Consider the following 25,962-nt stretch of genomic DNA (forward strand, 5'->3'; position numbering starts at 1 on the left):
AAGCCGGCGGCGTGGCTCCGGTCTCTCCTGACCTCGCCCCCGTGACCCCCCGACTGCGCACGGCCGGCGCCACCTCGGCGGTTCTCGGCGGCGGCGCCGCGACGGTGTGGTCACACCCGCACGGCCCGGCCGCGTGGTACCAGCCGGATCGCACCGGCGCGCCACCGGTGGGCGGCGTGCACCTGCAATTCGGCAGGAACGCCGGCACCGAGGTGGTGGTGTCCTGGCACACCACCGAGGCCGTGCGCAATCCGCGCGTCATGCTGGGCACGCCGACATCGGGTTTCGGGCGCACCGTGGCGGCCGAAACCCGCACCTATCGAGACGGCAAGTCCAACAAGGAAGTTCGCGTCAACCATGCTCGCCTGACCAGGCTGACCCCGGATACCGACTATGTGTACGCCGCGGTCCATGACGGCGCCGAACCGGAACAGGGCACGGTGCGCACCGCGCCGTCGGGCCGAAAGGCATTGCGTTTCACCAGTTTCGGCGACCAATCCACGCCAGTGCTGGAACGATTGCCCGACGGCAGCTACATCGGGTCGCCGGCGGCCGCGGCTACGACGCTGGCGATCGAGCGCCTCGCCCCGCTGTTCAACCTGGTGAACGGCGACCTGTGCTATGCCAACCTCGCCCAGGACCGCATCCGCACCTGGTCGAATTGGTTCGAGAACAACACCCGTTCGGCACGGTATCGGCCGTGGATGCCGGCGGCGGGCAATCACGAGAACGAAATAGGCAACGGGCCGGTCGGTTACGGTGCGTACCAGGCCTACTTCTCACTGCCCGATTCGGGAGCAAGCCAAGAACTGCAGGGGCTGTGGTACTCGTTCACCGCCGGCTCGGTGCGGGTGATCAGCCTCAACAATGACGACGTCGCCTTCCAGGACGGCGGGAACTTTTACATTCACCGCTACTCGGGCGGAGAGCAAAAGCGCTGGCTTGCCGCCGAACTCGCTGACGCGCAGCATGACCCCGCGATCGACTGGGTGGTGGTTTTCTCCCACCAGACCGCCGTCTCCACCGCGGCTCAGGCCAACGGCGCCGATCTCGGCATCCGCGAGGAGTGGTTGCCGCTGTTCGACCAGTACCAGGTCGATCTGGTGTTGTGCGGCCACGAACACCACTACGAAAGATCCCATCCGCTGCGCGGAACACTGCCCACCGATACCCGGACACCGATGCCCGTCGACACCCGCACCGACCTTATCGACGCCACCCGGGGAACGGTGCACCTCGTCATCGGCGGGGGCGGCACTTCCGCGCCGTCGAACGGCGTACTGTATCCCCAGCCTCAGTGCCGGGTGATCACCGGCGTCGGCGCCTTCGACCCGGCGATCGGCCTTAAGGCGCCCATCTACGCCCTCGAAGACGCACCGTGGTCGGCGTTTCGCGACCTCGAAAACCCCTACGGCTTTGTGGCTTTCGACGTCGATCCGGGTCAGCCCGGAGGCCATACCTCGATCGAGGCGACGCAGTACGCATTGAGCGGTCTACTCGGCGCCACCATCCCGGTCGATCAGTTCACCCTCACCAAGCCGCGGGGGGACAAGGCGTCCTAGCTCAAAACAGCGTCGCCTGAACGGGTTCCGGTTCGGGGGCCGTGGCCGCCGCAGCGAATGGGCGGTGATCGCCGGCGAGCCGATGCTTCGCGATCAGCGGAGCGGCCCGCGCCCGCAGCATGCCGCGGTAGCTGGGTGGCAGGTACGCGCCGCGGCCGTAGAGCTCGCGGTAGCGGGTAACCAGGTCGGGATGCGAACGCGCCAGCCACGACATGAACCAGCCGCGGGTCGAACCCCGCAGGTGCAGACCGAACACCGTGACGCCGGTGGCCCCGGCGGCCGCGACGTCGCCCAGCAGCGCGTCCAGGTGTTCGACCGAGTCGGTGAGGTGCGGCAGCACCGGCGCGACCATCACATGACAATCCAGGCCGGCGTCGCGGATTGCGGCGATGAGACCCAATCGCGCCTGCGGCGTCGGCGTGCCCGGCTCGACGTCGCGGTGCAGCTCCGCGTCACCGACCGCGAGTGATACCGAGACCGACACCGGAACCTGTTCGGCCGCAGCGGATATCAGCGGCAGATCGCGGCGCAGCAGGGTGCCCTTGGTCAGGATGGACAGCGGCGTCCCGGAGTCGGCCAGCGCGCCGATGATGCCCGGCATCAGGGCATAGCGACCCTCGGCGCGCTGGTAGGGGTCGGTGTTGGTGCCCAGGGCGACGGCGTCGCGCCGCCACGAGGGCCGGGCCAACTCGCGGCGCAACACCTCGGCGACGTTGGTTTTGACCACCACCTGGGTGTCAAAGTCGTTGCCACAGTTGAAGTCCAGGTACTCGTGGGTGGGACGCGCGAAGCAATAGCGGCAGGCGTGCGAGCAGCCGCGGTAGCCGTTGACCGTGTAGCGGAACGGGAGGGCCGCCGCGTCGGGGATTTTGTTGAGCGCCGACTTGCAGAGCACCTCGTGAAAGGTGACGCCCTCGAATTGCGGTGCCCGCACGCTCCGGACCAAGCCGATCCGCTGCAGGCCGGGCAGTGCGCCATCGTCGACGGGCTTACCGTTGACCGCAACAGCCTGGGTGGCCCACCGCATACGCTATTCGAACATTTGTTCGATGAAGTGTCAAGCTTGAGCTAGTCTTGCTCGGTCTCTCCTATTCCGATCTCGCGCTCGCCCCTGGGCGTGCGGCAGGACCCGGGTATGGCACAGATCGCCGGGTGAGACCGCAACTGGCCGAGGGGACACGTGTACGAAGACGAATTGCAGTCCGAGCAGGGCTACGTGACAGAGCTCTACGCGCGGCTGGACGCCGAGCGGGCGCGGGCCAAAGACAACTACCGCGAGGCGCTGCGGGGCGATGGCGAGACCCTCGCGGATCGGGATGCCGCGGTCCGGGCGCTGGCCAGAGAGGTGAAGCGGCTCGACGTGGCCGACCACGGCTTGTGTTTCGGGCGGTTGGACACCGTTTCCGGCGAGCGTTCCTACGTGGGGCGCATCGGCCTGTTCGACGCGGACAACGAGTACGAACCGCTGTTGCTCGACTGGCGGGCGCCGGCGGCGCGCGCGTTCTACACCGCCACCGCCGCCAGCCCGGAGAACATGCGCAGGCGCCGCCAGTTCCACACCCGCGGGCACCGCGTGGTCGAGTTCACCGACGAGATGTTCGGGCTCTCCGGCGTCGAGCCGGGAAGCTCGGAAGACTGGGCCCTGCTCGCGGCCGTCAACGCACCCCGGGCCGACGGGATGCGCGACATCGTGGCGACGATCCAGGCCGAGCAGGACGAGATCATCCGTCTCGATCACCCGGGGGTGTTGGTGATCGAAGGGGGCCCCGGAACCGGGAAGACGGTCGTGGCGCTGCATCGCGTCGCCTACCTGCTCTACACCCAGCGGGAGCGGATCGAACGCCACGGCGTGCTGGTGGTGGGGCCCAATGCGGCGTTCCTCAACCACGTCGACCGAGTCCTGCCGTCGCTCGGTGAATCCAGCGTGGTGTTCCTGACGCCCGGCGACCTCGTGCCCGGACTGCACGTCACCGCCGAAGACACCCCGGAATGCGCGCGGCTGAAGGGCTCGCTGCAGATTCTCGACGTGCTCGCGGCGGCGATCGCCGATCGGCAGCGGCTGCCCGAACACCCGCTGTCGATCGAGCTGGCGGACGTCACGATGCGCATCGACGCGGACACCGCGCAGTGGGCCATCGAGGAAGCCCGCGCGAGCGGCCTGCCGCATAACCCGGCCCGCAAGGTATTCATCGAGATCATCACGTTCGTGCTGACCGAGCGGGCGATAGCCCGAATCGGCCGGGGGTGGCTCACCAGGGACGACCGCGACGCATGGGAGCAGGTGCGGGGCAACCTGCTCTCCGAACTCGCCGACAACGACCAGTTCACCGCCGCGATCGACGAACTCTGGCCCATACTCACGCCGGAAAAGCTGTTGGCGCCGCTGTACGCGTCGCGGGACCGGCTGCACGCAGCGAGTGCCGACCCGGCGCTGTGGCGCTCCGACGGCGCGGCCTGGACGTTGTCGGACGTGCCGCTGCTCGACGAACTGGTGGACCTGCTGGGCCCGGAAAAGCCCGCACACCAGAACGCCGCCGCGCGCGAGCGGGACCACGAGGCCGAGTACGCCGCCGGCGTGCTGGACCTCCTCGAACTGCGCAGCGAGGACTCGATGGACGACGAGGAGCAGTTACGCGCCCAGCACATGATCTACGCCGAGGACCTGGCGGAGCGATTCCTCGAACGCGACACCCGGGAACTCGCCGAACGCGCTGCCGCGGATCGGGACTGGACCTACCGGCACATCGTGGTCGACGAAGCCCAGGAGCTCTCCGAGATGGACTGGCGGGTGCTGATGCGGCGTTGCCCGGGCCGATCCTTCACCGTCGTCGGCGATCTCGCCCAACGGCGCTCGGCGGCCGGGGCGACATCGTGGGCCGCGATGCTGGAGCCGTACGTGCCCGGCCGCTGGGCTTACCGATCACTGTCGGTGAACTACCGCACCCCGGCGGAGATCATGACCGTGGCCGCGGCGCTGCTCGCCGAGTTCGCGCCCGACGTCCGGCCACCGGAGTCGGTTCGCTCGTGCGGAATCCAGCCCTGGTCGCGGCAAGTCGACGAGGGTGAATTAGCCTCTGCCATCGACGAATTCGTCAACGATGAAGCGGCGCGCGTTGGCACCAGCGTCGTCATCGGGCCGCCCGGTGTGCCGGGTGCGGTGTTGGCATCGGAGACCAAGGGCCTGGAGTTCGACGCCGTCCTGGTAGTCGAGCCGGAACGGATCCTCGCCGCCGGCCCGCGCGGTGCGGCGGAGCTCTACGTCGCGCTCACCCGCGCGACCCAGCGCCTCGGCGTCCTGCACCGCGACCCGCTGCCGCGAGCACTCGCCGGTTTGGCCGCATCCGGCGCTTCGGTGTAAAGAAGCGCTGCCATAGTTCCTGGCGCGCAAGACGACTCGCCGTCCCAGCGTCAAGGATTCGCAAGTATTGCCCCTGGCGAAGACTTCGTCATGTTACGGCGAGGTAAGCAAACTTAGCCACACCGCGACAAACCGGTCGCTGTGATACACCATTTCAACAGTGCTTGACGTATTGACTAGCTCCATGGAAGGAAAAAGGGGATGGGCATCATCGCGCGGGGCCTTACCGCAACCGCTATCTTCGGCTGTTTAGCTGTCGGTTCAGCCAGCACAGCATGGGCTGACACACCGACGATGAGTGGCAACTACACCGAGACCTCGACAACGCCAAGCGGCAAATCCATTGACAACAGCTGGGCCGTCAACTCCTGCGGTAACGGATGCCTGTGGATCAAAGCCGGGTTGGGCGCCAGTCAGGCCACCTTGCAAGACGGTCAGTGGGTGATGGACACGATGAACAACGTCGCCTGCGTGGGCGGCGGTTACACGCTCTACGGCACGACCACCCACACGGTGTGGGATCCGAATACGCTTGCCGGCACGTCCACGCACACCTACATCACCGGAGCCTGCGGCCGGCCGCCGGGCGACGTACAGGTCGACCAGATCTCGATCAAAGCAGCTTCGTCCTAGCGGGTACTGCTGGGCCGGGTCACCGGCCCAGCAGTGAAATCACCTCGGTGACAACCGAATCCGTTGCGACCGACACTTGCTCGCCGGTTGCGAGATTCTTCACCCCGACCGTTCCGGCCTCGATGTCGCGGTCGCCCGCGACCAGTGCGACACGGGCGCCGGAGCGATCGGCGGCGCGCATCGCGCCCTTGAGCCCCCGGTCACCGTAGGCCAGGTCGACGCGCACACCAGACGCGCGCAGTCGCCCGGCCAGCACCGCCAGCCGCAGCTTCGCCTGCTCGCTCAACGGGACACCGAACACATCGCACCGGCTGGTCTCCCCCACGCTCTTGCCCTCGGCCCGCAACGCCAGCAGGGTCCGGTCCACCCCGAGCCCAAAACCGATGCCGGACAGGTCTTGTCCGCCCAGCCGGCGCATCAGACCGTCGTAGCGACCGCCACCGCCAATGCCGGATTGGGCGCCCAGGCCGTCGTGCACGAACTCAAAGGTGGTCTTGGTGTAGTAATCCAGCCCGCGCACCATCCGCGGGTTGATGACGTAGGGGACGCCCAGCGCGTCCAGGTGGGCCAGCACGGTGTCGAAGTGTTGCTTGGGGACGTCGGACAAGTGGTCGAGCAGCACCGGGGCGTCGGCCGTCATCGCCCGTACCTCGGGACGTTTGTCGTCGAGCACCCGCAGCGGGTTGATGTGCGCACGCTTACGGGTCTCCTCGTCGAGGTCCAGCGTAAACAGATACTCCTGCAGCAGTTCTCGGTATTGCGGACGGCAGCTCTCGTCGCCCAGTGAGGTGATCTCCAGCCGGAACTCGCTCAGGCCCAGCGAACGGAATCCGGCGTCGGCGACCGCGATCACCTCGGCGTCCAGCGCGGGGTCGTCGACCCCCATCGCCTCCACACCCACCTGTTGCAGTTGGCGATACCGGCCGGCCTGCGGACGCTCGTAGCGGAAAAACGGGCCGGCGTAACACAGTTTCACCGGCAGCGCGCCGCGATCCAGGCCGTGTTCGATGACCGCACGCACCACCCCGGCGGTGCCCTCGGGCCGCAGCGTCACCGAGCGGTCGCCGCGGTCGGCGAAGGTGTACATCTCCTTGGACACCACATCGGTGGATTCCCCGACGCCGCGCGCGAAGAGCGCGGTGTCCTCGAAAATGGGCAGCTCGATGTCGCCGTATCCGGCCCGGCGGGCGGCGGTGAGCAGGCCATCGCGCACCGCGACGAACTGCGCCGAATCCGGCGGGACGTAGTCCGGTACTCCCTTGGGCGCCGCGAGCGCGCTGAATTCGTCGCTCACCGGCTCAGGCCTTCGAGGAACGGATTGCCACGCCGTTCGGCACCGATGGTGGTGGCGTTGCCGTGTCCGGGCAGCACCACGGTGTCGTCGTCGAGCACCAGGAGCTTGTCGAGGATCGAGGTCAGCAAATCCCGCCCACTGCCACCGAACAGGTCGGTGCGGCCCACCGCGCGCTCGAACAGCGTGTCACCGGTGAACACCACGTCGGCGTCGGTCTTGGACGCCTGAGCGACGCGGAAGACCACCGACCCGCGGGTGTGGCCCGGTGTGTGGTCGACGTTGACGGTCACACCGCCCAGGTCGATTTTGTCGCCGTCACGGTCCAGCTCGACAACCTCCTTCGGCTCCCGGAAGAAAGCGCCCGTCATCAGCTGCGCCAGCCGCGGGCCCACCCCGTGGATCGGGTCCTTGAGCATGAACCGGTCCTCGGGATGGATGTAGGTGGGGCAGCCGTAGGTGTCCGAAACCTTCTGGGCAGACCACATGTGGTCGATGTGTCCGTGCGTGAGCAGCACCGCGGCGGGGGTCAGCCGATTCTCGTCGAGAATGCGCCGCAACGGGCCCATTACACGCTGGCCCGGGTCGACGATGACAGCATCGGTTCCGGGACGCTCGGCCAGGACGTAGCAGTTGCACTGCAGCACCCCGGCGGGAAATCCGGTGATCAACACGGCTCCCAGTTTCCCATCCCGGGCCTGCGGCGACGATGCGGCCCGCGCGGCGCCGAGCGAAGAACCGAGTATGGGCCCCCTTGACACGGCTCGCGGCGCCCACATTAGCCTGGGCTAGCTACGCGCGCCCCGACTTACCTACCTGGAGGCATACCGGCCGTGCCGACCAACGAACAGCGACGAGAGACAGCCAAGCGCAAACTCGAACGCCAGCTGGAGCGCCGCGCCAAGCAAGCGCGAATGCGCCGCATCCTGGTCATCGTCGGTGGCGCGGTCGCCGCGCTTGCCGTCATCGCCGCGGTGGTGATCACCGTGATCAATAACAACAACAAGCACAAGGGCACCACCACGGCGACCACCGGCACATCGGCGCCGAGCTCGGCCACCAGTTCGGGGTCGTCGACCGAACCCGTCCCGAACGCGGCGCCGTTGCCGCCGTTCCAGCCGTCGGCCAGCGTGGGTGCCAATTGCCAGTACCAGGCCACACCGCAGGAACCGGCCGCCAAGCCGGTCAAGCCGCCGCGCACCGGCAAGGTGCCGACCGATCCGGCGCAGGTGAGCGCCAGCATGGCGACCAGCCAGGGGAACCTGGGCCTGATGCTGGCGAACAACGAATCGCCGTGCACGGTCAACAGCTTCGCCAGCCTGATCGGCCAGAAGTACTTCGACAACACCAAATGCCACCGGCTGACCACCTCCGCATCGCTGGGCGTCCTGCAATGCGGCGACCCGAAGGGCGACGGCACCGGCGGTCCCGGCTACCAATTCGCCAACGAATACCCGACCGACCAGTACCCGCCGAACGACCCCAAGCTGCAGCAGCCGGTCATTTATCCGCGCGGCACGTTGGCCATGGCCAATGCCGGTCCGGGCACCAACGGCAGCCAGTTCTTCATGGTCTACAAGGACTCCGAGCTGCCGCCGCAGTACACCGTGTTCGGCACGATCCAACCCGACGGGCTGGCCGTGCTGGACAAGATCGCGAAGGCGGGCATCACCGGCGGCGGCGAAGACGGGCCACCCGCCAGCGAGGTCCTGATCAAGTCCATCCTGCTCGACTAGGCGCCCGACGCGAACCGCGCCGGAGGACGGGCGCGTCATCCCACGGCCGGCGACACCTTATGGTTTCTGCGTGGGGACGGAATCTTTCGGACATTACGAGCTGCGGGAGCTGCTGGGCCGTGGCGGCATGGGGCAGGTGTTTCGCGCCTACGACGTCGACACCGACCGGGTGGTCGCGCTCAAGGTTTTGCCCCCGCATATGGCCGAGGACAACGAGTTTCAGCAACGGTTCCGACGCGAGGCCCGCATCGCGGCAAGCCTCAACGACCCGCACGTGGTGCCCATCCACAGCTACGGCGCGATCGACGGGCAACTCTATGTCGACATGCGGCTGATCGAGGGCCGCGACCTCGAGCACTACATCGCCGAAAACGGCGGACGGCTCAGCGCCGACCGCGCCGTCGCGGTGATCGAACAGGTTGCGGCTGCACTGGATAGCGCCCGCGAGGTGGGACTGATCCACCGCGACGTGAAGCCGTCCAACATCCTGATCACCAACGCGCGGGACTTCGTGTATCTGATCGACTTCGGTATCGCTCGGGCCGCCGCCGACACGGCACTGACCCACACCGGTCACACCATGGGCACGGTGGCCTACATGTCGCCCGAACGGTTCAGGGGCACAACGGATCACCGCGCCGACGTGTATTCGCTGGCGTGTGTGCTCTACGAGTGCCTGACCGGACAGCGCCCCTACCCTGGTGACAGTTTCGAGGTGCAGATCAACGGGCACCTCAACACCCCGCCACCGCGGCCCTCGATCACCGCACCCGGGCTACCACCGGCCCTGGACGAGGTCATCGCCCGGGGCATGGCCAAAGACCCCGACCAGCGCTACCAGACCGCGATCGAACTCGCCGAAGCCGCCAGGGCGGCTTTGCCCGGCCCCCACCGGTCGACCCCGCCCACCACACCGCCGCCATTCCCGTCGGCGCCAACGGCCGCGCCCTCACTCGCCGCCGCCGCACCGGCCGCCCCCGCGCCGCAGGCCCCGGCAAAACCACGGTCGAATCGGCGCCTGGTGCTCGGTGTCGTCGGCGGGTCGATCTTCGCCCTGATCGCGGTCGTGGCCTTGGTGATTGCGCTGACAACCCACAGCGAAAGCCCGACCGCCCAGTCGGCATCCGGCGCCCCAAGCCGCGCCAGGGTTCCCAAACCTGCACCGGGCGGGTCGGTGGCCCCGACCACCCCGGCCGTGCCGCCGTTGCCCGCGTTCGCGCCGCCGGCCGACCTCGGCGCCAACTGCCAATACCCGGCCTCGCCTGATCAGTCCGCCAAACCGGTCAACCCGCCCCCGGTCGGCCGGGTGTCCACCACTCCGCCGATCATCAACGCCACCATCTCCACCAACTACGGCGACATCGGGCTTCAGCTCGACAACGCCAAGGCCCCGTGCACGGTCAACAGCTTCATCAGCCTTGCGCGACAACAGTTTTTCAACGACACCACGTGCGCCAAGCTGCTTAACGCGGCCGATGGTGGAACTCTCATGTGCGGCGGCGCCGGCCCGGACGGGTCTAGTGGCCCCGGCTACGAGTTCGCCGACGAGTACCCCGCCAACCAATACCCACCGGGTGACCCCGCGCTCCGGGCAACCGTGCTGTACCCGCGCGGCATCCTGTGCATGCCGAATGACGGCCCCAACACCAACGGGAGCCACTTCACCATGGTGTTCAAGGACGTCGAATGGTTACCGACGTATACGGCGTTCGGCACGATCGACCAGGCCGGGCTGGCGACCTTGGACAAGATCGCCGCCGCCGGGGTCGCCGGTAACCGGGATAGCGGGCTTCCCGCCCAGCCCGTGAACATCAATTCGGTCCGGATCGGCTGAGCCGCGCCGCGGGGCGGGCGTGTAGTGCCCCGGGCCGTCGACACTTTATGGTTTCTGCGTGGCGACGGACTCTTTCGGGCATTACGAACTGCTGGAGTCGTTGGGCCTCAGCGCGGTCGGGCAGGTGTTTCGTGCCTACGACGTCGCGACCGACCGAGTGGTGGCCCTCAAGGTCCTGCCCGCGAACATGGCCGAGGACGACGAGTTTCAGTCGCGCTTCCGACGCGAGGCCCGCATCGCGGCAAACCTTGACGACCCGCACGTGGTCCCGATCCACAGCTACGGCGAGATCGACGGCCAACTCTATGTCGACATGCGCCTGGTCGAGGGCCGCGACCTCACCGGCTACATGGCCGAACATGGCGGCCGGCTCAGTGCCGACCGTGCCGTCGCGGTGATCGAACAGGTCGCCGAAGCACTGGATGCCGCTCGCGAGGAAGGATTGATTCACCGCGACGTGAAGCCGTCCAACATCCTGATCACCAACGCGCGAGACTTCGTCTACCTGATCGACTTCGGCATCGCGCGCACCGCCGCCGACACCGCGCTCACCCGCGCGGGCCACACCATGGGCACGGTCGCCTACATGGCGCCCGAGCGCATCCAGGGCACCACCGATCACCGCGCCGACGTGTATTCACTCGCGTGCGTGCTCTACGAGTCCCTCACCGGTCAGCGCCCCTTCCCCGGCGACAGCATGGCCGAGCAGCTCGACGGGCACCTCAACACCCCACCCCCGCGACCGTCGCTGGCCACACCCGACGTGCCGCCAGCCTTCGATGAGGTCATCGCCCGGGGCATGGCCAAAGACCCCGACCAGCGCTACCAAACCGCCGTCGAACTCGCCGAAGCCGCCAGGGCAACGCTGTCCGGCGCGCACTACACCGGCCCGTCCGGCCCGCTGACGCCTCCCGGATCGATACCCACGTCGGCTCAGCCAGCGGCCGCAACCTCACCCCCGTCGCCTGCCGCGGCCAATTCCGCCCCGCCGGCGGGCGGCCTCGCCCAGGACGCGCCGGCCAAGCCGTCGTCAAATCGACGGCTCATCGTGGGCGTCGTCGGGGGGTCGGTCCTCGCGCTGGGCGCGGTGATCGCGCTGGTCATCAGCCTGGTGAGCCACAGCGATACCCCGGCGGGCAGCGCGCAGGGCGCGCCGTCGGCCCAGGGCCCGCCTCACGCCAGTCACACCAAGGCACCCAGACCGGGAGCGGGACCGGGCAACGGCCCCCTGCCGGGTCTGCCGGCGTTTGCCCCACCGATGGACTTGGGCGCCAACTGCCAATACCCACCCACCCAGGATGCCGCGCTCAAGCCCGCCAACCCGCCGCCGTCCGGCAAGATCTCCACCAGTCCGCCGGTGATCAGGGCAATCATCTCGACCAATGTCGGCGATATCGGCCTCGAGCTGGACAACGCCAAGGCACCGTGCACGGTCAACAGCTTCATCAGCCTTGTGCGACAACAGTTCTTCAACGGCACTCAATGCGGCAAGCTGATCATTCAGGCGGATTTCGGCCTGCTGCAGTGCGGCGGCCCCGAGAACGAGGGCCTCGGCGGGCCGGGCTATGAGTTTGCTGACGAATATCCCGTCAACCAGTACAGCCCTAGTGATCCCGCGCTGAAGCAGCCGGTGCTGTTTCCGCGCGGCACCCTGACGATGGCCCCCTTCGGGGGACCCAACCCGAATCAGAGCCAGTTCGACATGATGTACAAGGACAGCGTGTCCAACCCGGACTCCACTGTGTTCGGCACCATCGACGAAGCGGGCCTAACGACGATCGACGCGATCGTCAAGGCGGGCATTGTCGGTAATTTCGAGGAGGGCTTGCCCGCCAAGCCGGTCACGATCAACTCGGTCCGGATCGACTAGATCCGCCTGCGCCACGCCGTCCTAAGCGGCAGACGTGACGCGGTAGACGTCGTAAACGCCTTCAACGTTGCGCACCACGTTCAGCAGATGCCCGAGATGCTTGGGGTCGCCCATCTCAAAAGTGAAGCGGCTGATGGCAACCCGGTCACCCGACGTGGTGACCGACGCCGACAAGATGTTCACCTTTTCGTCGGCCAGTACCCGCGTCACATCCGAGAGCAGCCGGTGCCGGTCGAGCGCCTCGACCTGAATGGCGACCAGGAACACCGACGATGGGGACGGCGCCCAGAGTACCTCGATGATGCGCTCGGCCTGCTGCTGCAGCGACGCGGCGTTGGTGCAGTCGGTGCGGTGCACGCTGACGCCGCCGCCACGGGTGACGAAGCCCATGATCTGGTCACCGGGCACCGGGGTGCAGCATTTCGCCAGCTTGGTCAGGACGCCGGCAGCACCGGGAACGGACACCCCCACGTCGTCGGTGCTGCGCGGACGCCGCAGCATGGTCGTCGGCGTGGAGCGCTCGGCGAGGTCCTCTTCGGCCTGGTCGATACCACCGAGCTCGGCCAGTAGCCGCTGCATGACATGGCGCGCCGAGACATGCCCCTCACCGATCGCGGTGTACAGAGTCGACACGTCGGTGTAGTGCAGTTCACGGGCGACGGCCGCCATCGATTCGCCATTCACCAAGCGCTGCAAGGGAAGTCCGCCGCGGCGAACCTCGCGGGCCATCGCCTCCTTGCCGGTCTCCAGCGCCTCCTCGCGTCGCTCCTTGGCGAACCACTGCCGGATCTTGGCCTTGGCGCGCGGTGACACCACGAACTGCTGCCAGTCTCGCGACGGCCCGGCGTTGGGCGCTTTGGAGGTGAAAACCTCGACGACTTCCCCGTTTTCGAGTTTGCGTTCCAGCGCCACCAGGCGCCCGTTGACCCGGGCCCCAATGCAGCGGTGGCCGACCTCGGTGTGCACCGCGTAGGCGAAGTCCACCGGCGTCGACCCGGTCGGCAAGGTGATCACGTCGCCCTTGGGGGTGAACACGAAAAGCTCTTGCACCGCAAGGTCGTAACGCAGCGACTCCAGGAACTCGCCGGGGTCGGCGGCCTCCCGTTGCCAGTCGAGCAGCTGCCGCATCCAGGCCATGTCGTCGATCTCGGCGGCGGCGTTCTGGTGGGGAACGCCGTTGCGGCCCTTGGCTTCCTTATAGCGCCAGTGCGCGGCGATGCCGTATTCGGCCGTGCGGTGCATGTCGCGGGTGCGGATCTGCACTTCCAGCGGCTTGCCCTCCGGACCCACGACCGTGGTGTGCAGTGACTGGTAGACACCGTATCGGGGCTGGGCGATGTAGTCCTTGAACCGCCCGGCCATCGGCTGCCACAGCGAGTGCACCACGCCGACGGCGGCATAGCAGTCCCGGATCTCGTCGCACAGGATGCGGATGCCGACCAGGTCGTGGATGTCGTCGAAGTCGCGTCCCTTGACGATCATCTTCTGGTAGATCGACCAGTAGTGCTTGGGCCGACCCTCGACCGTGGCCTTGACCTTGGACGCGTTGAGGCTGTTGGTGATCTCGGTACGGACCTTGGCCAGGTAGGTGTCCCGGGACGGCGCGCGGCCGGCGACCAGCCGCACGATCTCCTCGTACTTCTTGGGATGCAGGATCGCGAACGATAGGTCTTCCAGTTCCCACTTGACGCTGGCCATACCCAGCCGATGAGCAAGTGGCGCAATGACTTCCAGCGTTTCGCGAGCCTTGCGGGCCTGCTTCTCGGGCGGCAGGAAACGCATGGTGCGCATGTTGTGCAGCCGGTCGGCCACCTTGATCACCAGCACCCGCGGGTCGCGGGCCATCGCGGTGATCATCTTGCGGATGGTCTCGCCCTCGGCGGCGCTGCCCAGCACCACGCGATCCAGCTTGGTGACGCCGTCGACGAGATGGCCGACCTCGTCGCCGAATTCCTCGCTCAACGCCTCGAGCGTGTACCCGGTGTCCTCGACGGTGTCGTGCAGCAACGCGGCCACCAAAGTGGTGGTGTCCATGCCCAACTCGGCCAGAATGTTGGCCACGGCCAGCGGGTGGGTGATGTAGGGATCACCGGAATGCCGCAACTGGCTGGCGTGCCGCTCGTCGGCGACCTCGAAGGCCCGGTTGAGCATCGACAGGTTCGCCTTGGGATAGATCTCCCGGTGCACCGCCACCAGCGGCTCGAGCACGGGGTTGAGCGCGCTGCGCTGGGCGGTCATCCGGCGAGCCAGCCGCGCCCGGACCCGGCGCGACGCGCTGCTGGACGTCTTCAAGGTCTCGACCGGCGGCTCCGGGCTCTCGAGCAGCGGCCCGGAACCCAGCGGGGTCTCCGTGGGCGGCACAACAGCTTGCGCCGTGCTTTGCTCGTCCGCCACGTTGGTCACCTCCGACACCTCCGACCTCGAGAATATCCCCTAAGTGCGCATCGGCCCCCTTGTTCGCGGGGCCGTGCACCGTTGCGAGGCGGCGAGGTCAGGCGCGACTCAGGCTGTGCACCGGCATCGGCGCCAGCGCCGCCCGACCACCCAGCTCGGTGAGCTCGAGGACCACCGCCACACCGACCACGTTGGCCCCGGCGCGTTCCAGCAGCCGGGCCGCGGCGCCCAGGGTGCCGCCGGTGGCCAGCACGTCATCGATCACCATGACGCTGCGGTCGTGCAGTTTGATGGCGTCGGCCGGGATTTCCAGGGTGGCGCTGCCGTACTCGAGGTCGTAGCTTTCGCTGAACACCGGCGGCGGCAGCTTGCCGCCCTTGCGGATGGCCAGCACACCGGTGCCCAGCCGGGTCGCGACGGCGGCCGCCGCCAGAAACCCGCGGGAGTCGATGCCGGCGATCAGGTCGACACCCGAGGAGAGGTCGGCCAGCGCAGCGGTGACCGCCGCCATCGCCTTGCGCTTGGCGAACAGCGGGGTGAGGTCCTTGAACAGCACCCCCGGCTTCGGGAAATCGGCCACCTCGCGGGTCAGCGACTCGATGACGTCGGCCAGCTCAGCCGGTTCCCTGAGGGTTGTCACTGCATCAGCGCCCATCGGTCCATGTTCCAGCCCGCGCCCCACCGGGTTGGATTCCTGCTCACCGCGTACATTTTCTTCGACATCAGCAAGGTGCGCTGCTGGCGGTACAGGGGCAACGTTGGCATCTCCATCCACAGTACCGGCGCCGCGTCGGCAAGCAGGCGAACGCGCTCGGCCGGGTCGGCGGACACCGCCAGCGCGCCGATGATGCCGTCGACCTGGCCGTTGGCATAGCCCGACAGGTTGTTGCCGTTACCGCTGTGCAGGTCGTAGGCGTCCATCGCCGATGACCCGCTGGACCCGCTGCCGGTGGCTCCCCCGGTGCTGGCCACCAGGACGTCGATCTTCCCCTCCCTGAGGGCCTGGGGTCCCGAGGTGTCCAGGGTGACGTTGGTGACCGTGATACCCGCGGCGGCACACGACTTGGTGATGGTCCCGACGGTGACCGCCAGGCGCGCGTTGGGTCCCTGGTAGCCGATGCGCGCCGTCAGCGGTGCACCACCCAGGGCATCGCGGGCGGCGGCGGGATCGGCCTTGCCGAACTGGTTGGCCTCGGTGGCGCCGTCGCCCTGCGCGACGGCATCCTCGGTCGCCGGGGATAGCCGCGAGTTGGCGATCGGCACCCCCGCGTCATGCGCGATCGCGTCACGCGGGGTGCACAGCGCGAACGCGCGCCGGGCCTTCGTCTGCGCCAACGGCCCCTGCGGCGCGAAGATCAGCTGCTCGAGGCCTGCCGACGGCGAATCGCTGCGCTCGTAGTTGTCCGGGGTGGTCAGCGTGCCCGACGACCCGGCCGCGACATCAACGACGTCGACGCTGCGGTTGTTGACCCGGTCCTGAATGTCGGGCGCCTGCGGCGACACGGTGATCCGCTTGGTGATCGCCCGCGGGCCCCACCACCGGTCATTGGCCACCAACACCACGGCACCGCCGTCCAGGATCGACTCGATCTTGTACGGCCCCGACGACGGGAAACGTTTGACATCCTGACCGGGTTTGAGGTCCCAGGTGGTGTCCCACAGCTTCGCGATCTGCGCCACGACCGGACCGTTGTTGCCCAACAGCGCCGCAGTGACGTCGACGTTGAGCTGGTCGGCGATGACGTGCGACGGCATCAGCGACGTCGCGCCGAACAGCTGCATGTAGTCGGCCACGCCGCGGTCCGGGATGAACGACACCCGGGCCTTCTTCTGCCCCGGCGTGCACTCGATGTTGGCGATGTCGGCGTAGCCGGCCTGGGTCGCGGCGTCGAACCCGGGGAACCGGCCGGACTGGGCCGCCCAGGCGAGCACCAGGTCGTCGCAGGTCACCGGCTTGCCGTCGGAGTAGACGGCGTTGTCGGCGATTTGGTAGTCGAGCACCAGCGGCGAACCGCCCACCACCGAGACGCTGCCGAAGTCGTGGTCCGCGACCACCTGACCGTCCGGGCCGTGGTAGCCGAACCCGGTGAGTGTGCGGGCGAATGCCTGGGCGCCGGCCGACGCGGCTCCGACGACGGTGTTGGCGTTGTAGGTGCTCAGGGCGCCGTCGACCACGTAGTCGACCTGCGAGGCGGCGCTACTCGAGCACCCGGTCAGCGTGAGGGCCACCGCGGCGAGCGGAAGGGCCAGCGCGGCGGCGACGAACCTCTTCACGCCCGGCCAGCTGGTGCGCAGACCAATGTCGCTTCTACTCCGCCGACACCGGCTGGCCACCTCGGCTACCGCCGGCCGGCATTCCGCTTGCCGGTCGGACGCCGGGTACCGGCGGGCCGCACCGGCCGGGCTCCGGGAGCGGGCTTGCTCGGCAGCGGCTTGCTGACCTCGTCGGCCGCAGTCGTGGTGGTGGTGTTGGTCGTGGTGGCCGACGGCTCGCTCTGCCTGGGCGCCTCATCGTCGTCGGCCTCGGCGGCGGCGTCGGGGACGTCCTTGTCGGAAGCGGCCTCGGCACGCGCTTGCGCGGCGGGGCTACGCCGTTTGCCGACGCGGCGATTGTGCGTACGCACCAGGTCGGTGCGCTCGCGCAGCGTGACCAGCAGCGGCGTGGCGAAGAAGATCGACGAGTAGGTGCCGACGATGATGCCGACCAGCTGCACCAGCGCCAGGTCCTTGAGGGTGCCCACGCCCAGCAGCCACACCGCCACCACCATCAGCGCCAGAATCGGCAGCACCGAGATCAGGCTGGTGTTGATCGAGCGCATGAAGGTCTGGTTGATCGCCAGGTTGGCCTCCTCGGCGAAAGTGCGCCGGGCGGTGTGCTGGAAACCGTTGGTGTTCTCCTCGACCTTGTCGAAGACGATGACGGTGTCATACAGCGAAAAACCCAGGATCGTCAGCAGGCCGATGACGGTGGCCGGGCTCACCTCGAAGCCCACCAGCGAATACACGCCGGCGGTCACCGTCAGGTCGAACACCATGGTGGTCAGCGCGGAGATGGCCATGTACCGCTCGTAGCGGATCATGATGTAGATGCCGACCAGCACCAGGAACACGGCCAGCGCGATCAGCGCCTTCGTCGTGATCTGATCGCCCCAGGTCTCCGACACCGCCGAGTCGCTGATGGCCGCCTTGGTCGGCTTGCCGTCGGTGCCCTTGGGCTGGAAGGCGTCGAACAGCGCGTTGCGCAGCTTCGTCGTCTGGTCGTTGGACAGCGTCTCCGAACTGATCTGCACCGTCGCCGAAGCGCCGCTGCCGACGGTGACCACCGATGCGGGCTCGTGGCCCAGTGTCTTGCGGAAGACGTCGGACACCTGCGACGTCTGGACCGTGCCGGAGGCGGTCGCGGTGGGCATCGACACCGTGGTGCCGCCCTTGAAGTCGATACCGAAAGTGAAGCCCCGCAACAGGATTGACACGATCGCCACCGCGACGATCGCCCCGCTGATGCCGTACCACAGCCGGCGCCTGCCAACCACTTCGAACGCGCCGGTGCCGGTGTAGAGCCGGGAGAGGAAGCTGTGGTGCGCTACCCCTGCGGCCGCTCCGGAGGTCAACTCCTCGGCGCCTTCGCTGGCTTCGGTGATCTCTTTGGCGGCCATCTGCCTATCCCCGTCCCGTCTTCACCTGCGCCGAAGCCCGGCGCTCGCGGGCGACCTGCTGCACCGCGCCCAGGCCGTTGTATGCGGGTTTCGCCAACGTCGGCGACTTGGAGGCCAGGTACACCAGCGGCCAGGTCACCAGGAACACCACGACGGTGTCGAGGACCGTGGTGAGCCCCAACGTGAAAGCGAAGCCCCGGACCTGACCGATCGCCAGGGCGTACAGCACACCGGCGGCCAGGAACGTGACGGCGTTGCCCGAGATGATCGTCCTGCGGGCCCGCACCCAGCCGCGTGGCACCGCCGACCGGAACGAACGCCCTTCGCGGATCTCATCTTTGATGCGTTCGAAGAACACCACGAATGAGTCGGCGGTGGTACCGATACCGATGATCAGACCGGCGATACCCGCCAGGTCCAGGGTGTAATTCATGTATCGGCCCAGCAGCACCAGGATGCCGAAAATCATTGAGCCAGAGGCAATTAACGACAATGCGGTGAGCACTCCCAGTGCCCGGTAATACACCAGTGAATAGACCAGCACCAGGAGCAAACCGATCGCACCGGCGATCAGGCCCGCGTGCAACGATGTCAAACCCAGTGTCGCCGAAACGGTTTGGGCTTCCGATGATTCGAAGGACAGCGGCAGCGAACCGTACTTCAGGACGTTGGCCAGCTGCTTGGCGGTCGCGGCGGTGAAGGGGGGGTCGCCGCCGCTGATCTGGGTACGACCGCCGGGGATCGCCTCCTGGATCATCGGGGCGCTGACGACCTGCGAGTCCAGGGCGAACGCGGTCTGGGTGCCGATGTGCGCGGCCGTGAAGTCGGCCCAGGTATTCGCCGCGGACTGCTTGAACTGCACGTCGACGACATAGCCGATGCCGCGCTGGTTCATGCTCGCGGAGGCGTCCTGGATCTGATCGCCACTGATGATCGACGGCCCCAGCAGATAGGCGACCTTGTGGTCGGTGGAACAGGTCACCAGCGGCAGGGTCGGATCGTCATTGCCGGCCAGGATGTCGTCCTTGTCGCAGCGGGTCGCCTCGAACTGCAGGGCCAGAAACTCGACGCCCTGACGGGTGCTCTGCCGCCACTTCTTCTCGTCGGCGATGCGGTCGGCGAGGTCCTTACGCGGATCGGGCGGCGCGGGCGTCTCCGCCGGCGGGGCCTCCGGGGCCGGCGCGTTACCCGCCGGTGCCGGCGCGTTGGTCCCGGGCGCCGGAGGTGCGGGACTCGGCGCCGGGCTGGGCGCCGGTGGCGGGTCCTGCGGGTACGGACGCGGTTGCGGGGCGGGCCGGCCGGCGGGCGGTGCCGGCTGGGCGCCGGGAACGGGCGCGGGCTGACCGGTCGGCGCCGGCGCTCCGCCAGGTGCGGGTTGCAGACCCGGTAGGGGTTGGCCGCCGGGCGCGGGTTGGCCGCCGGGCGCGGGTTGGCCTCCAGGCGCCCCGGGCGCCGTCCCGGCGGGCTGCTGCGGCGGCTTGGGTTCGGCGCTTTGGGCCGGCATCGAGTTGAGCACCGGGCGGATGTAGAGGCGAGCGGTTTGGCCCAGGTTGCGGGCCTGGTTGCCGTCGTTTCCGGGCACCGTGATGACCAGGTTGTCGCCGTCAACCACGACCTCGGAACCGGAGACGCCCAGCCCGTTGACCCGGGCGCTGATGATCTGCTGCGCCTGTGCCAGCGCCTCCCGGCTGGGCCGCGACCCGTCCGGGGTGCGCGCGGTCAGCGTGACCCGGGTGCCGCCCTGCAGGTCGATGCCCAGCTTCGGTGCGGCTCGTTTGTCGCCGGTCAAAAACACCGACAGATAGACGGCGACCAGCATGAACAAGAAAACCGAGAGGTAGCGGGCAGGGTGCACCGGCGCCGAAGACGATGCCACGTTCCTTTTATCTCCTTGAGAATCGGTTTCTTACCCCGACAGAGCCTACGTGTCGTCTTCGTAGGCCCAGCGTCGGTCAAGAATCTTTGGCGACCCGGTTTCCGTTGGTGGAGTCGGCGGGGCCGTCGGCCTCGTTGGGGTCGTCAAGGCCGTCGGCGTCGTCGAACTCGTCAGCGTCCTCCGGCAGGATCCGGTCGCGAATGGCCAGCTTCATCCAGGTGGTCACCACTCCCGGCGAGATCTCCAGGTCGACGGTGTCGTCGGTGAACCTGACCACGGTGGCCTGCAGACCGGACGTGGTGTGCACCCGGTCGCCCGGCTGCAGCGACTCCTGCAAGTCGATCGTGGCTTGCATCGCGCGCTTCTGGCGTCGCGACGCGACGTACATGAACCCGCCCATAATGAGCAGGAACGGCAGGAATAAGACCAAACTCTCCATCGACGCGCCTGTCTTTCATATCGGTATAGCTGGTAATTCTTCTCCGCCGGTGACCATGCCGACCGGGAAGTCGTCCACCCCGTAACGGGTCCAGTGTGCCCGTTTAGTCTGGCAGGCCACAGGTCGCGACCGATCAGCACCTACTTGGACCTGCCCCGGTGGTGTCCTCGCACCGATTTCGTGTCAGGTGCCGGCCTGCCGAGAACCCCGCTTGCGGATAGGCTTTCACCGCGACGTGGCGCCTCGGCCGCGGGGAGGAGGATGTGGTGGCCGGTCTCGAACAGACTCGTCAACTCGTCACGGAAATCCCCGGACCCGCGTCGCTGGAACTCAACAAACGCCGGGCCGCGGCAGTCTCTCACGGCGTGGGAATCACGCTGCCCGTCTTCGTCACCCGCGCCGCAGGCGGCATCGTCGAGGATGTCGACGGCAACCGCCTCATCGACCTGGGTTCCGGCATCGCCGTGACCACGATCGGCAACTCCGCCCCGCGCGTCGTCGACGCGGTACGCGCGCAAGTCGCCGACTTCACCCACACCTGTTTCATGGTGACGCCGTATGAGTCCTACGTCGCCGTCGCCGAAGAGCTCAACCGGATCACCCCGGGTTCCGGCGAGAAGCGCTCGGTGTTGTTCAATTCCGGCGCCGAGGCGGTCGAGAACGCCATCAAGGTGGCGCGCTCGTACACCCGCAAGTCCGCCGTGGCCGCGTTCGACCACGCCTATCACGGCCGCACCAACATGGCGATGGCGCTGACCGCCAAGTCCATGCCCTACAAGAGCGGATTCGGCCCGTTCGCCCCGGAGATCTACCGGGCGCCCATGTCCTACCCGTACCGCGACGGACTGCTCGACAAGGAACTCGCCACCGACGGTGAACTGGCCGCCGCTCGGGCGATCAGCGTCTTCGACAAGCAGATCGGCGCCGACAACCTGGCCGCCGTCATCATCGAACCGATCCAGGGCGAAGGTGGCTTCATCGTTCCGGCCGAGGGATTTCTGCCCGCCCTGCTCGACTGGTGCCGCAAGAACAACGTGGTGTTCATCGCCGACGAGGTGCAAAGCGGATTCGCGCGCACCGGCGCGATGTTCGCCTGCGAGCACGAGGGCGCAGGCGGTTTAGAACCCGACCTCATCTGCACGGCGAAGGGCATCGCCGGCGGTTTGCCGCTGTCGGCGGTGACCGGCCGGGCCGAAATCATGGACGCCCCGCACGTCAGCGGACTGGGCGGCACCTTCGGGGGCAACCCGGTCGCCTGCGCCGCGGCGCTGGCCAGCATTGCGACCATCGAGTCCGACGGCCTGATCGAGCGGGCCCAGGAGATCGAGAGGCTGATCACCGAGCGGCTGCTGCGGTTGCAGGCCGCCGACGATCGGATCGGCGACGTCCGGGGCCGCGGCGCAATGATCGCCGTGGAGCTGGTGAAGTCCGGTACCAGCGATCCCGACGCCGAGCTGACGCGGAAGCTGACCATCGCGGCCCACGCGGCGGGCGTCATCGTGTTGACCTGCGGCATGTGGGGCAACGTCATCCGGCTGCTACCGCCGCTGACGATCAGCGATGAGCTGCTCGTCGAGGGGCTCGACATTCTGGCCGGGATTCTGGGCGACCTCTAAACCCGATTTCCAGACCCGGCGAACAGCATTTTCACAATCGCGGGTGGGCGATCTCACATGCCCACCGACGGTAAACTGATTGAGGAATACCATTAGCTTCGCTAACGTTCTAATCAGCAGCGCAACGTGGCGCCAGCAACCAAATTTTCTCAATAGTGCAAGGAACTGTTATGTCGACTACTACTCGTGAAGAGCGGCTCGAACGCCGCATCGAGGAACTAACCGCTAACGACCCACAGTTCGCCGCAGCCAAGCCCGACCCGGCGGTCGCCGCCGCCCTCGAACAGCCTGGACTGCGACTGCCGCAGATCGTTCAGACCGTCCTGGAGGGCTACGCCGACCGTCCCGCCCTCGGACATCGCGCCGTTGAGTTCGTCAAGGACCCCAAGACCGGACGCACCGTGCTCGAGGTGCTCTCCCATTTCGACACCATCACCTATCGCGAGCTGGACGAGCGTGTGAGCGCGCTCGGCCGCGCGTTGACCAACGACTCACTGCGGGCCGGCGATCGTGTCGCGGTGCTCGGTTTCACCAGCGTCGACTTCACCACCATTGACGTGACGCTGAACAAAATCGGCGCGGTGGCGGTTCCACTGCAGACCAGCGCCGCGATCACCCAGCTACAGCCGATCGTGACCGAGACCGAGCCCAGCGTCATCGCGGCGAGCGTGAACCAGCTGTCCGACGCTGTCGAGCTGATCCTGAGCAGCGACCACCAGCCCGCCAAGCTCGTGGTGTTCGACTACCACCCCGAGGTCGACGACGAGCGCGAGGCCGTCGAAAGCGCCCGCGTGCGGTTGGCCGACGCCGCGGTGACCGTCGAACTGCTGGCTGACCTGCTCGAGCGCGGCAAGGGACTGCCCGCGACACCGGTGGCGAACGATAGCCCTGAAGACGCGCTGGCCCTGTTGATCTACACCTCCGGCAGCACGGGTGCGCCCAAGGGCGCGATGTACCCCCAGGCCAACGTCGGCAAGATGTGGTCCCGGTCGGCCAAAAACTGGTTCGGGGAGAGCGCGGCGTCGATCACGCTCAACTTCATGCCGATGAGCCACGTCATGGGTCGCGGGACCCTTTACGGCACGCTCGGTAACGGCGGCACCGCCTACTTCGCCGCCAAGAGCGACCTCTCGACGTTGCTGGAGGATCTCGAGCTGGTCCGGCCCACCGAGCTGAATTTCGTGCCGCGCATCTGGGAGACCCTCTACGGCGAATACCAGCGCCAGGTCGATCGGCGGCTCTCCGACTCCGCCGACCGCAAGGCCGTGGAAGCCGAGGTCATGGACGAGCAGCGTCAATACTCGCTCGGCGGTCGCTACATCTTCGCGATGACGGGCTCGGCCCCCACTTCCCCGGAGTTGAAGGCCTGGATCGAATCGCTCCTGGAGATGCACTTAACAGACGGTTACGGGTCCACCGAGGCCGGCATGGTCTTGCTCGACGGCGAAGTGCAGCGTCCGCCGGTCGTCGACTACAAGCTGGCCGACGTTCCGGATCTGGGCTACTTCGCCACCGACCGGCCCTATCCGCGTGGCGAATTACTGCTCAAGACGGCCAACATGTTCCCCGGCTACTACAAGCGCCCCGAGACCACCGCTGACGTGTTCGACGCCAACGGCTACTACCGGACCGGAGACGTCGTCGCCGAGGTCGGACCCGACAAGCTGGTCTACGTCGACCGCCGTAACAACGTGCTCAAGCTCGCGCAGGGCGAGTTCGTCACGGTCGCGAAGCTGGAGGCGATCTTCGGCAACAGCCCGCTGGTTCGGCAGATCTACGTCTACGGCAACAGCGCGCACCCCTACCTGTTGGCTGTGGTGGTTCCGACCGAGGAGGCGCTGGAACGCTTTGGCGCCGACGACCTCAAGCCGCGGATCGCCGACTCGTTGCAGAAAGTCGCGAGGGAAGCCGATCTGCAGTCCTACGAGGTGCCCCGCGACTTCATCATCGAGACCACGCCGTTCACCCTGGAGAACGGTCTGCTGACCGGCATCCGCAAGCTGGCGTGGCCGAAGCTGAGGCAGCACTACGGCGAGCGGCTCGAACAGCTCTATGCCGACTTGGCCTCAGGCCAGGCCAACGAGCTGAGCGAGCTGCGCCGCAGCGGCGCGGAGGCACCCGTGCTGGCGACGGTGAGCCGGGCCGCGGCTGCCCTGCTGGGCGCGGCCACCACCGAGCTGACACCCGATGCCCACTTCACCGACCTGGGCGGAGACTCGTTGTCCGCCTTGACATTCGGTAACCTGCTGCACGAGATCTTCGACATCGACGTGCCGGTCGGAGTCATCGTCAGCCCGGCCAACGACCTGTCGGCCATCGCCGCCTACATCGAGAACGAGCGGCGCGGCAGCAAGCGGCCCAGTTTCGCCTCGGTGCACGGTCGTGACGCCGTCGAGGTGCACGCGAGTGACCTCACGCTCGACAAGTTCATCGACGCGCCGACATTGGCCGGCGCAGCGAAGCTGCCCGCGCCGGCGACCGAGGTCCGCACGGTGCTGCTCACCGGCGCGACCGGCTTTCTGGGTCGCTACCTGGCTCTGGACTGGCTCGAGCGGATGGACCTGGTCGACGGCAAGGTGATCGCCCTGGTGCGGGCCAAGTCCGACGAGGACGCCCGCGCCCGGCTGGACAAGACGTTCGACAGCGGCGACCCCAAGCTGCTCGCGCGCTACCGGGAGCTGGCCACCGACCACCTCGAGGTCATCGCCGGCGACAAGGGCGAGGCCAACCTCGGCCTGGACGCCGACACCTGGCAGCGGCTGGCCGACACCGTCGACCTGATCGTCGACCCCGCCGCGCTGGTCAACCATGTGCTGCCGTACAGCGAACTGTTCGGTCCCAACGCACTGGGCACCGCCGAGCTGATCCGGATCGCACTGACCGGCAAAAAGAAGCCATACACCTACGTCTCGACCATCGGGGTCGGTGACCAGATCACACCGGGGACGTTCACCGAGGACGCCGACATCCGCCAGATCAGCGCAGACCGGCGGGTCAACGACAGCTACGCCAACGGCTACGGCAACAGCAAGTGGGCCGGCGAGGTCCTGCTGCGCGAGGCACACGACCTGTGCGACCTGCCGGTGGCGGTATTCCGCTGCGACATGATCCTGGCCGACACCACCTACGCCGGTCAGCTCAACGTGCCGGACATGTTCACCCGGATGATGCTGAGCCTGGTGGCCACCGGTATCGCCCCCGGCTCGTTCTACGAGCTGGACGCCGACGGCAACCGGCAGCGGTCCCACTACGACGGCCTGCCAGTCGAGTTCATCGCCGAAGCGATCTCCACGCTGGGAGCCCAGAACCTGGACAGCAAGGCAAGCTTCCAGACCTACCACGTGATGAACCCGTACGACGACGGCCTCGGGATGGACGAGTTCGTCGACTGGCTCATCGCCGACGGCAACGCCATTGCGCGCATCGCCGACTACGGCGACTGGCTGCCGCGGTTCGAGACCGCCCTGCGCGGGCTGCCCGAAAAGCACCGCAACGCCTCGCTGCTGCCGCTGTTGCACAACTACCAGAAGGCCGAGAAGCCGATCAACGGGTCGATGGCCCCGACGGATCGCTTCCGCGCGGCTGTGCAGGACGCGAAAGTTGGCCCGGACAAAGACATTCCGCACATCTCGCCGCAGATCATCGCTAAGTACGTCAGCGACCTGCGACTGCTCGGACTGCTCTGAGACCACGCAAA

At 67.5% G+C, this 25,962-nt stretch carries 17 protein-coding genes; 8 read left to right on the plus strand and 9 right to left on the minus strand.

All coding sequences use genetic code 11. The annotated features are described in order from the left end of the window. The first annotated feature begins 11 nt into the window (after positions 1 to 11). A complete protein-coding gene (locus MNAB215_RS27405) occupies positions 12 to 1,562 on the plus strand; it encodes a purple acid phosphatase family protein (protein ID WP_077082385.1) in 1,551 nt (516 codons plus the stop codon). Between the two features lies 1 nt (position 1,563). Here the strand turns inward: MNAB215_RS27405 and MNAB215_RS27410 are convergent, their stop codons facing one another. Then, positions 1,564 to 2,589, minus strand: coding sequence for an Rv2578c family radical SAM protein (locus MNAB215_RS27410; protein ID WP_077081566.1), 1,026 nt, complete (start codon positions 2,587 to 2,589; stop codon positions 1,564 to 1,566). 153 nt (positions 2,590 to 2,742) lie between these two features. On the opposite strand from MNAB215_RS27410, the gene helR reads away from it, so the two are divergent. Next, a complete protein-coding gene (gene helR / locus MNAB215_RS27415) occupies positions 2,743 to 4,920 on the plus strand; it encodes an RNA polymerase recycling motor ATPase HelR (protein WP_245830412.1) in 2,178 nt (725 codons plus the stop codon). Positions 4,921 to 5,121: 201 nt separating this feature from the next. Beyond that, complete coding sequence (locus tag MNAB215_RS27420; protein WP_131829174.1) at positions 5,122 to 5,553, plus strand: hypothetical protein; 432 nt, start codon at positions 5,122 to 5,124, stop codon at positions 5,551 to 5,553. Positions 5,554 to 5,572: 19 nt separating this feature from the next. Here the strand turns inward: MNAB215_RS27420 and hisS are convergent, their stop codons facing one another. Both hisS and MNAB215_RS27430 read right to left on the minus strand, forming a co-directional pair. Beyond that, positions 5,573 to 6,847 carry a histidine--tRNA ligase gene (gene hisS, locus MNAB215_RS27425; protein WP_077081568.1) on the minus strand — a complete coding sequence of 425 codons (1,275 nt, stop codon included), beginning with the start codon at positions 6,845 to 6,847 and terminating at the stop codon, positions 5,573 to 5,575. Next, a complete protein-coding gene (locus tag MNAB215_RS27430; RefSeq protein ID WP_077081569.1) occupies positions 6,844 to 7,518 on the minus strand; it encodes an MBL fold metallo-hydrolase in 675 nt (224 codons plus the stop codon). The genes hisS and MNAB215_RS27430 overlap by 4 nt, the downstream gene beginning before the upstream one ends. Before the next feature lie 159 nt (positions 7,519 to 7,677). Between MNAB215_RS27430 and MNAB215_RS27435 the strand changes: the two genes are divergently transcribed. From MNAB215_RS27435 to MNAB215_RS27445, 3 genes are all read left to right on the plus strand, one after another. Continuing rightward, complete coding sequence (locus MNAB215_RS27435) at positions 7,678 to 8,580, plus strand: peptidylprolyl isomerase (protein WP_077081570.1); 903 nt, start codon at positions 7,678 to 7,680, stop codon at positions 8,578 to 8,580. 127 nt (positions 8,581 to 8,707) lie between these two features. After that, a complete protein-coding gene (locus MNAB215_RS27440; protein ID WP_083746373.1) occupies positions 8,708 to 10,414 on the plus strand; it encodes a protein kinase domain-containing protein in 1,707 nt (568 codons plus the stop codon). A 58-nt stretch (positions 10,415 to 10,472) separates the two neighbouring features. Beyond that, positions 10,473 to 12,284 carry a protein kinase domain-containing protein gene (locus MNAB215_RS27445; protein ID WP_077081572.1) on the plus strand — a complete coding sequence of 604 codons (1,812 nt, stop codon included), beginning with the start codon at positions 10,473 to 10,475 and terminating at the stop codon, positions 12,282 to 12,284. Between the two features lie 21 nt (positions 12,285 to 12,305). Here MNAB215_RS27445 and MNAB215_RS27450 read toward each other — a convergent pair whose 3' ends face one another. The 6 genes from MNAB215_RS27450 to yajC form a co-directional block, all read right to left on the minus strand. Continuing rightward, complete coding sequence (locus MNAB215_RS27450) at positions 12,306 to 14,678, minus strand: RelA/SpoT family protein (protein WP_077082387.1); 2,373 nt, start codon at positions 14,676 to 14,678, stop codon at positions 12,306 to 12,308. A 97-nt stretch (positions 14,679 to 14,775) separates the two neighbouring features. After that, positions 14,776 to 15,333, minus strand: coding sequence for an adenine phosphoribosyltransferase (locus MNAB215_RS27455; protein ID WP_077082388.1), 558 nt, complete (start codon positions 15,331 to 15,333; stop codon positions 14,776 to 14,778). Continuing rightward, the gene (locus MNAB215_RS27460) at positions 15,315 to 17,012 is read right to left on the minus strand and encodes an ABC transporter substrate-binding protein (protein WP_425436521.1); all 1,698 of its coding nucleotides are present in this window, start codon (positions 17,010 to 17,012) and stop codon (positions 15,315 to 15,317) included. Before MNAB215_RS27460 ends, MNAB215_RS27455 begins: the two co-directional genes overlap by 19 nt. Positions 17,013 to 17,017: 5 nt before the next feature. Beyond that, positions 17,018 to 18,334: a protein translocase subunit SecF gene (gene secF / locus MNAB215_RS27465; RefSeq protein WP_077081573.1), complete on the minus strand. Its 1,317-nt coding sequence runs from the start codon at positions 18,332 to 18,334 to the stop codon at positions 17,018 to 17,020. A gap of 4 nt (positions 18,335 to 18,338) precedes the next feature. Next, positions 18,339 to 20,210 carry a protein translocase subunit SecD gene (gene secD, locus MNAB215_RS27470; RefSeq protein ID WP_077081574.1) on the minus strand — a complete coding sequence of 624 codons (1,872 nt, stop codon included), beginning with the start codon at positions 20,208 to 20,210 and terminating at the stop codon, positions 18,339 to 18,341. 76 nt (positions 20,211 to 20,286) lie between these two features. Next, positions 20,287 to 20,649, minus strand: coding sequence for a preprotein translocase subunit YajC (gene yajC, locus MNAB215_RS27475; RefSeq protein ID WP_077081575.1), 363 nt, complete (start codon positions 20,647 to 20,649; stop codon positions 20,287 to 20,289). 266 nt (positions 20,650 to 20,915) lie between these two features. On the opposite strand from yajC, the gene gabT reads away from it, so the two are divergent. Next, positions 20,916 to 22,265: a 4-aminobutyrate--2-oxoglutarate transaminase gene (gabT, locus tag MNAB215_RS27480; RefSeq protein WP_077082390.1), complete on the plus strand. Its 1,350-nt coding sequence runs from the start codon at positions 20,916 to 20,918 to the stop codon at positions 22,263 to 22,265. 170 nt (positions 22,266 to 22,435) lie between these two features. Then, positions 22,436 to 25,951 (plus strand): carboxylic acid reductase, encoded by a 3,516-nt coding sequence (car, locus tag MNAB215_RS27485; protein WP_077081576.1) that lies wholly within the window; start codon positions 22,436 to 22,438, stop codon positions 25,949 to 25,951. Positions 25,952 to 25,962 lie beyond the last annotated feature (11 nt).

It is taken from the genome of Mycobacterium numidiamassiliense, from assembly GCF_900157365.1.
In the GTDB taxonomy this organism is placed as follows: domain Bacteria; phylum Actinomycetota; class Actinomycetes; order Mycobacteriales; family Mycobacteriaceae; genus Mycobacterium; species Mycobacterium numidiamassiliense.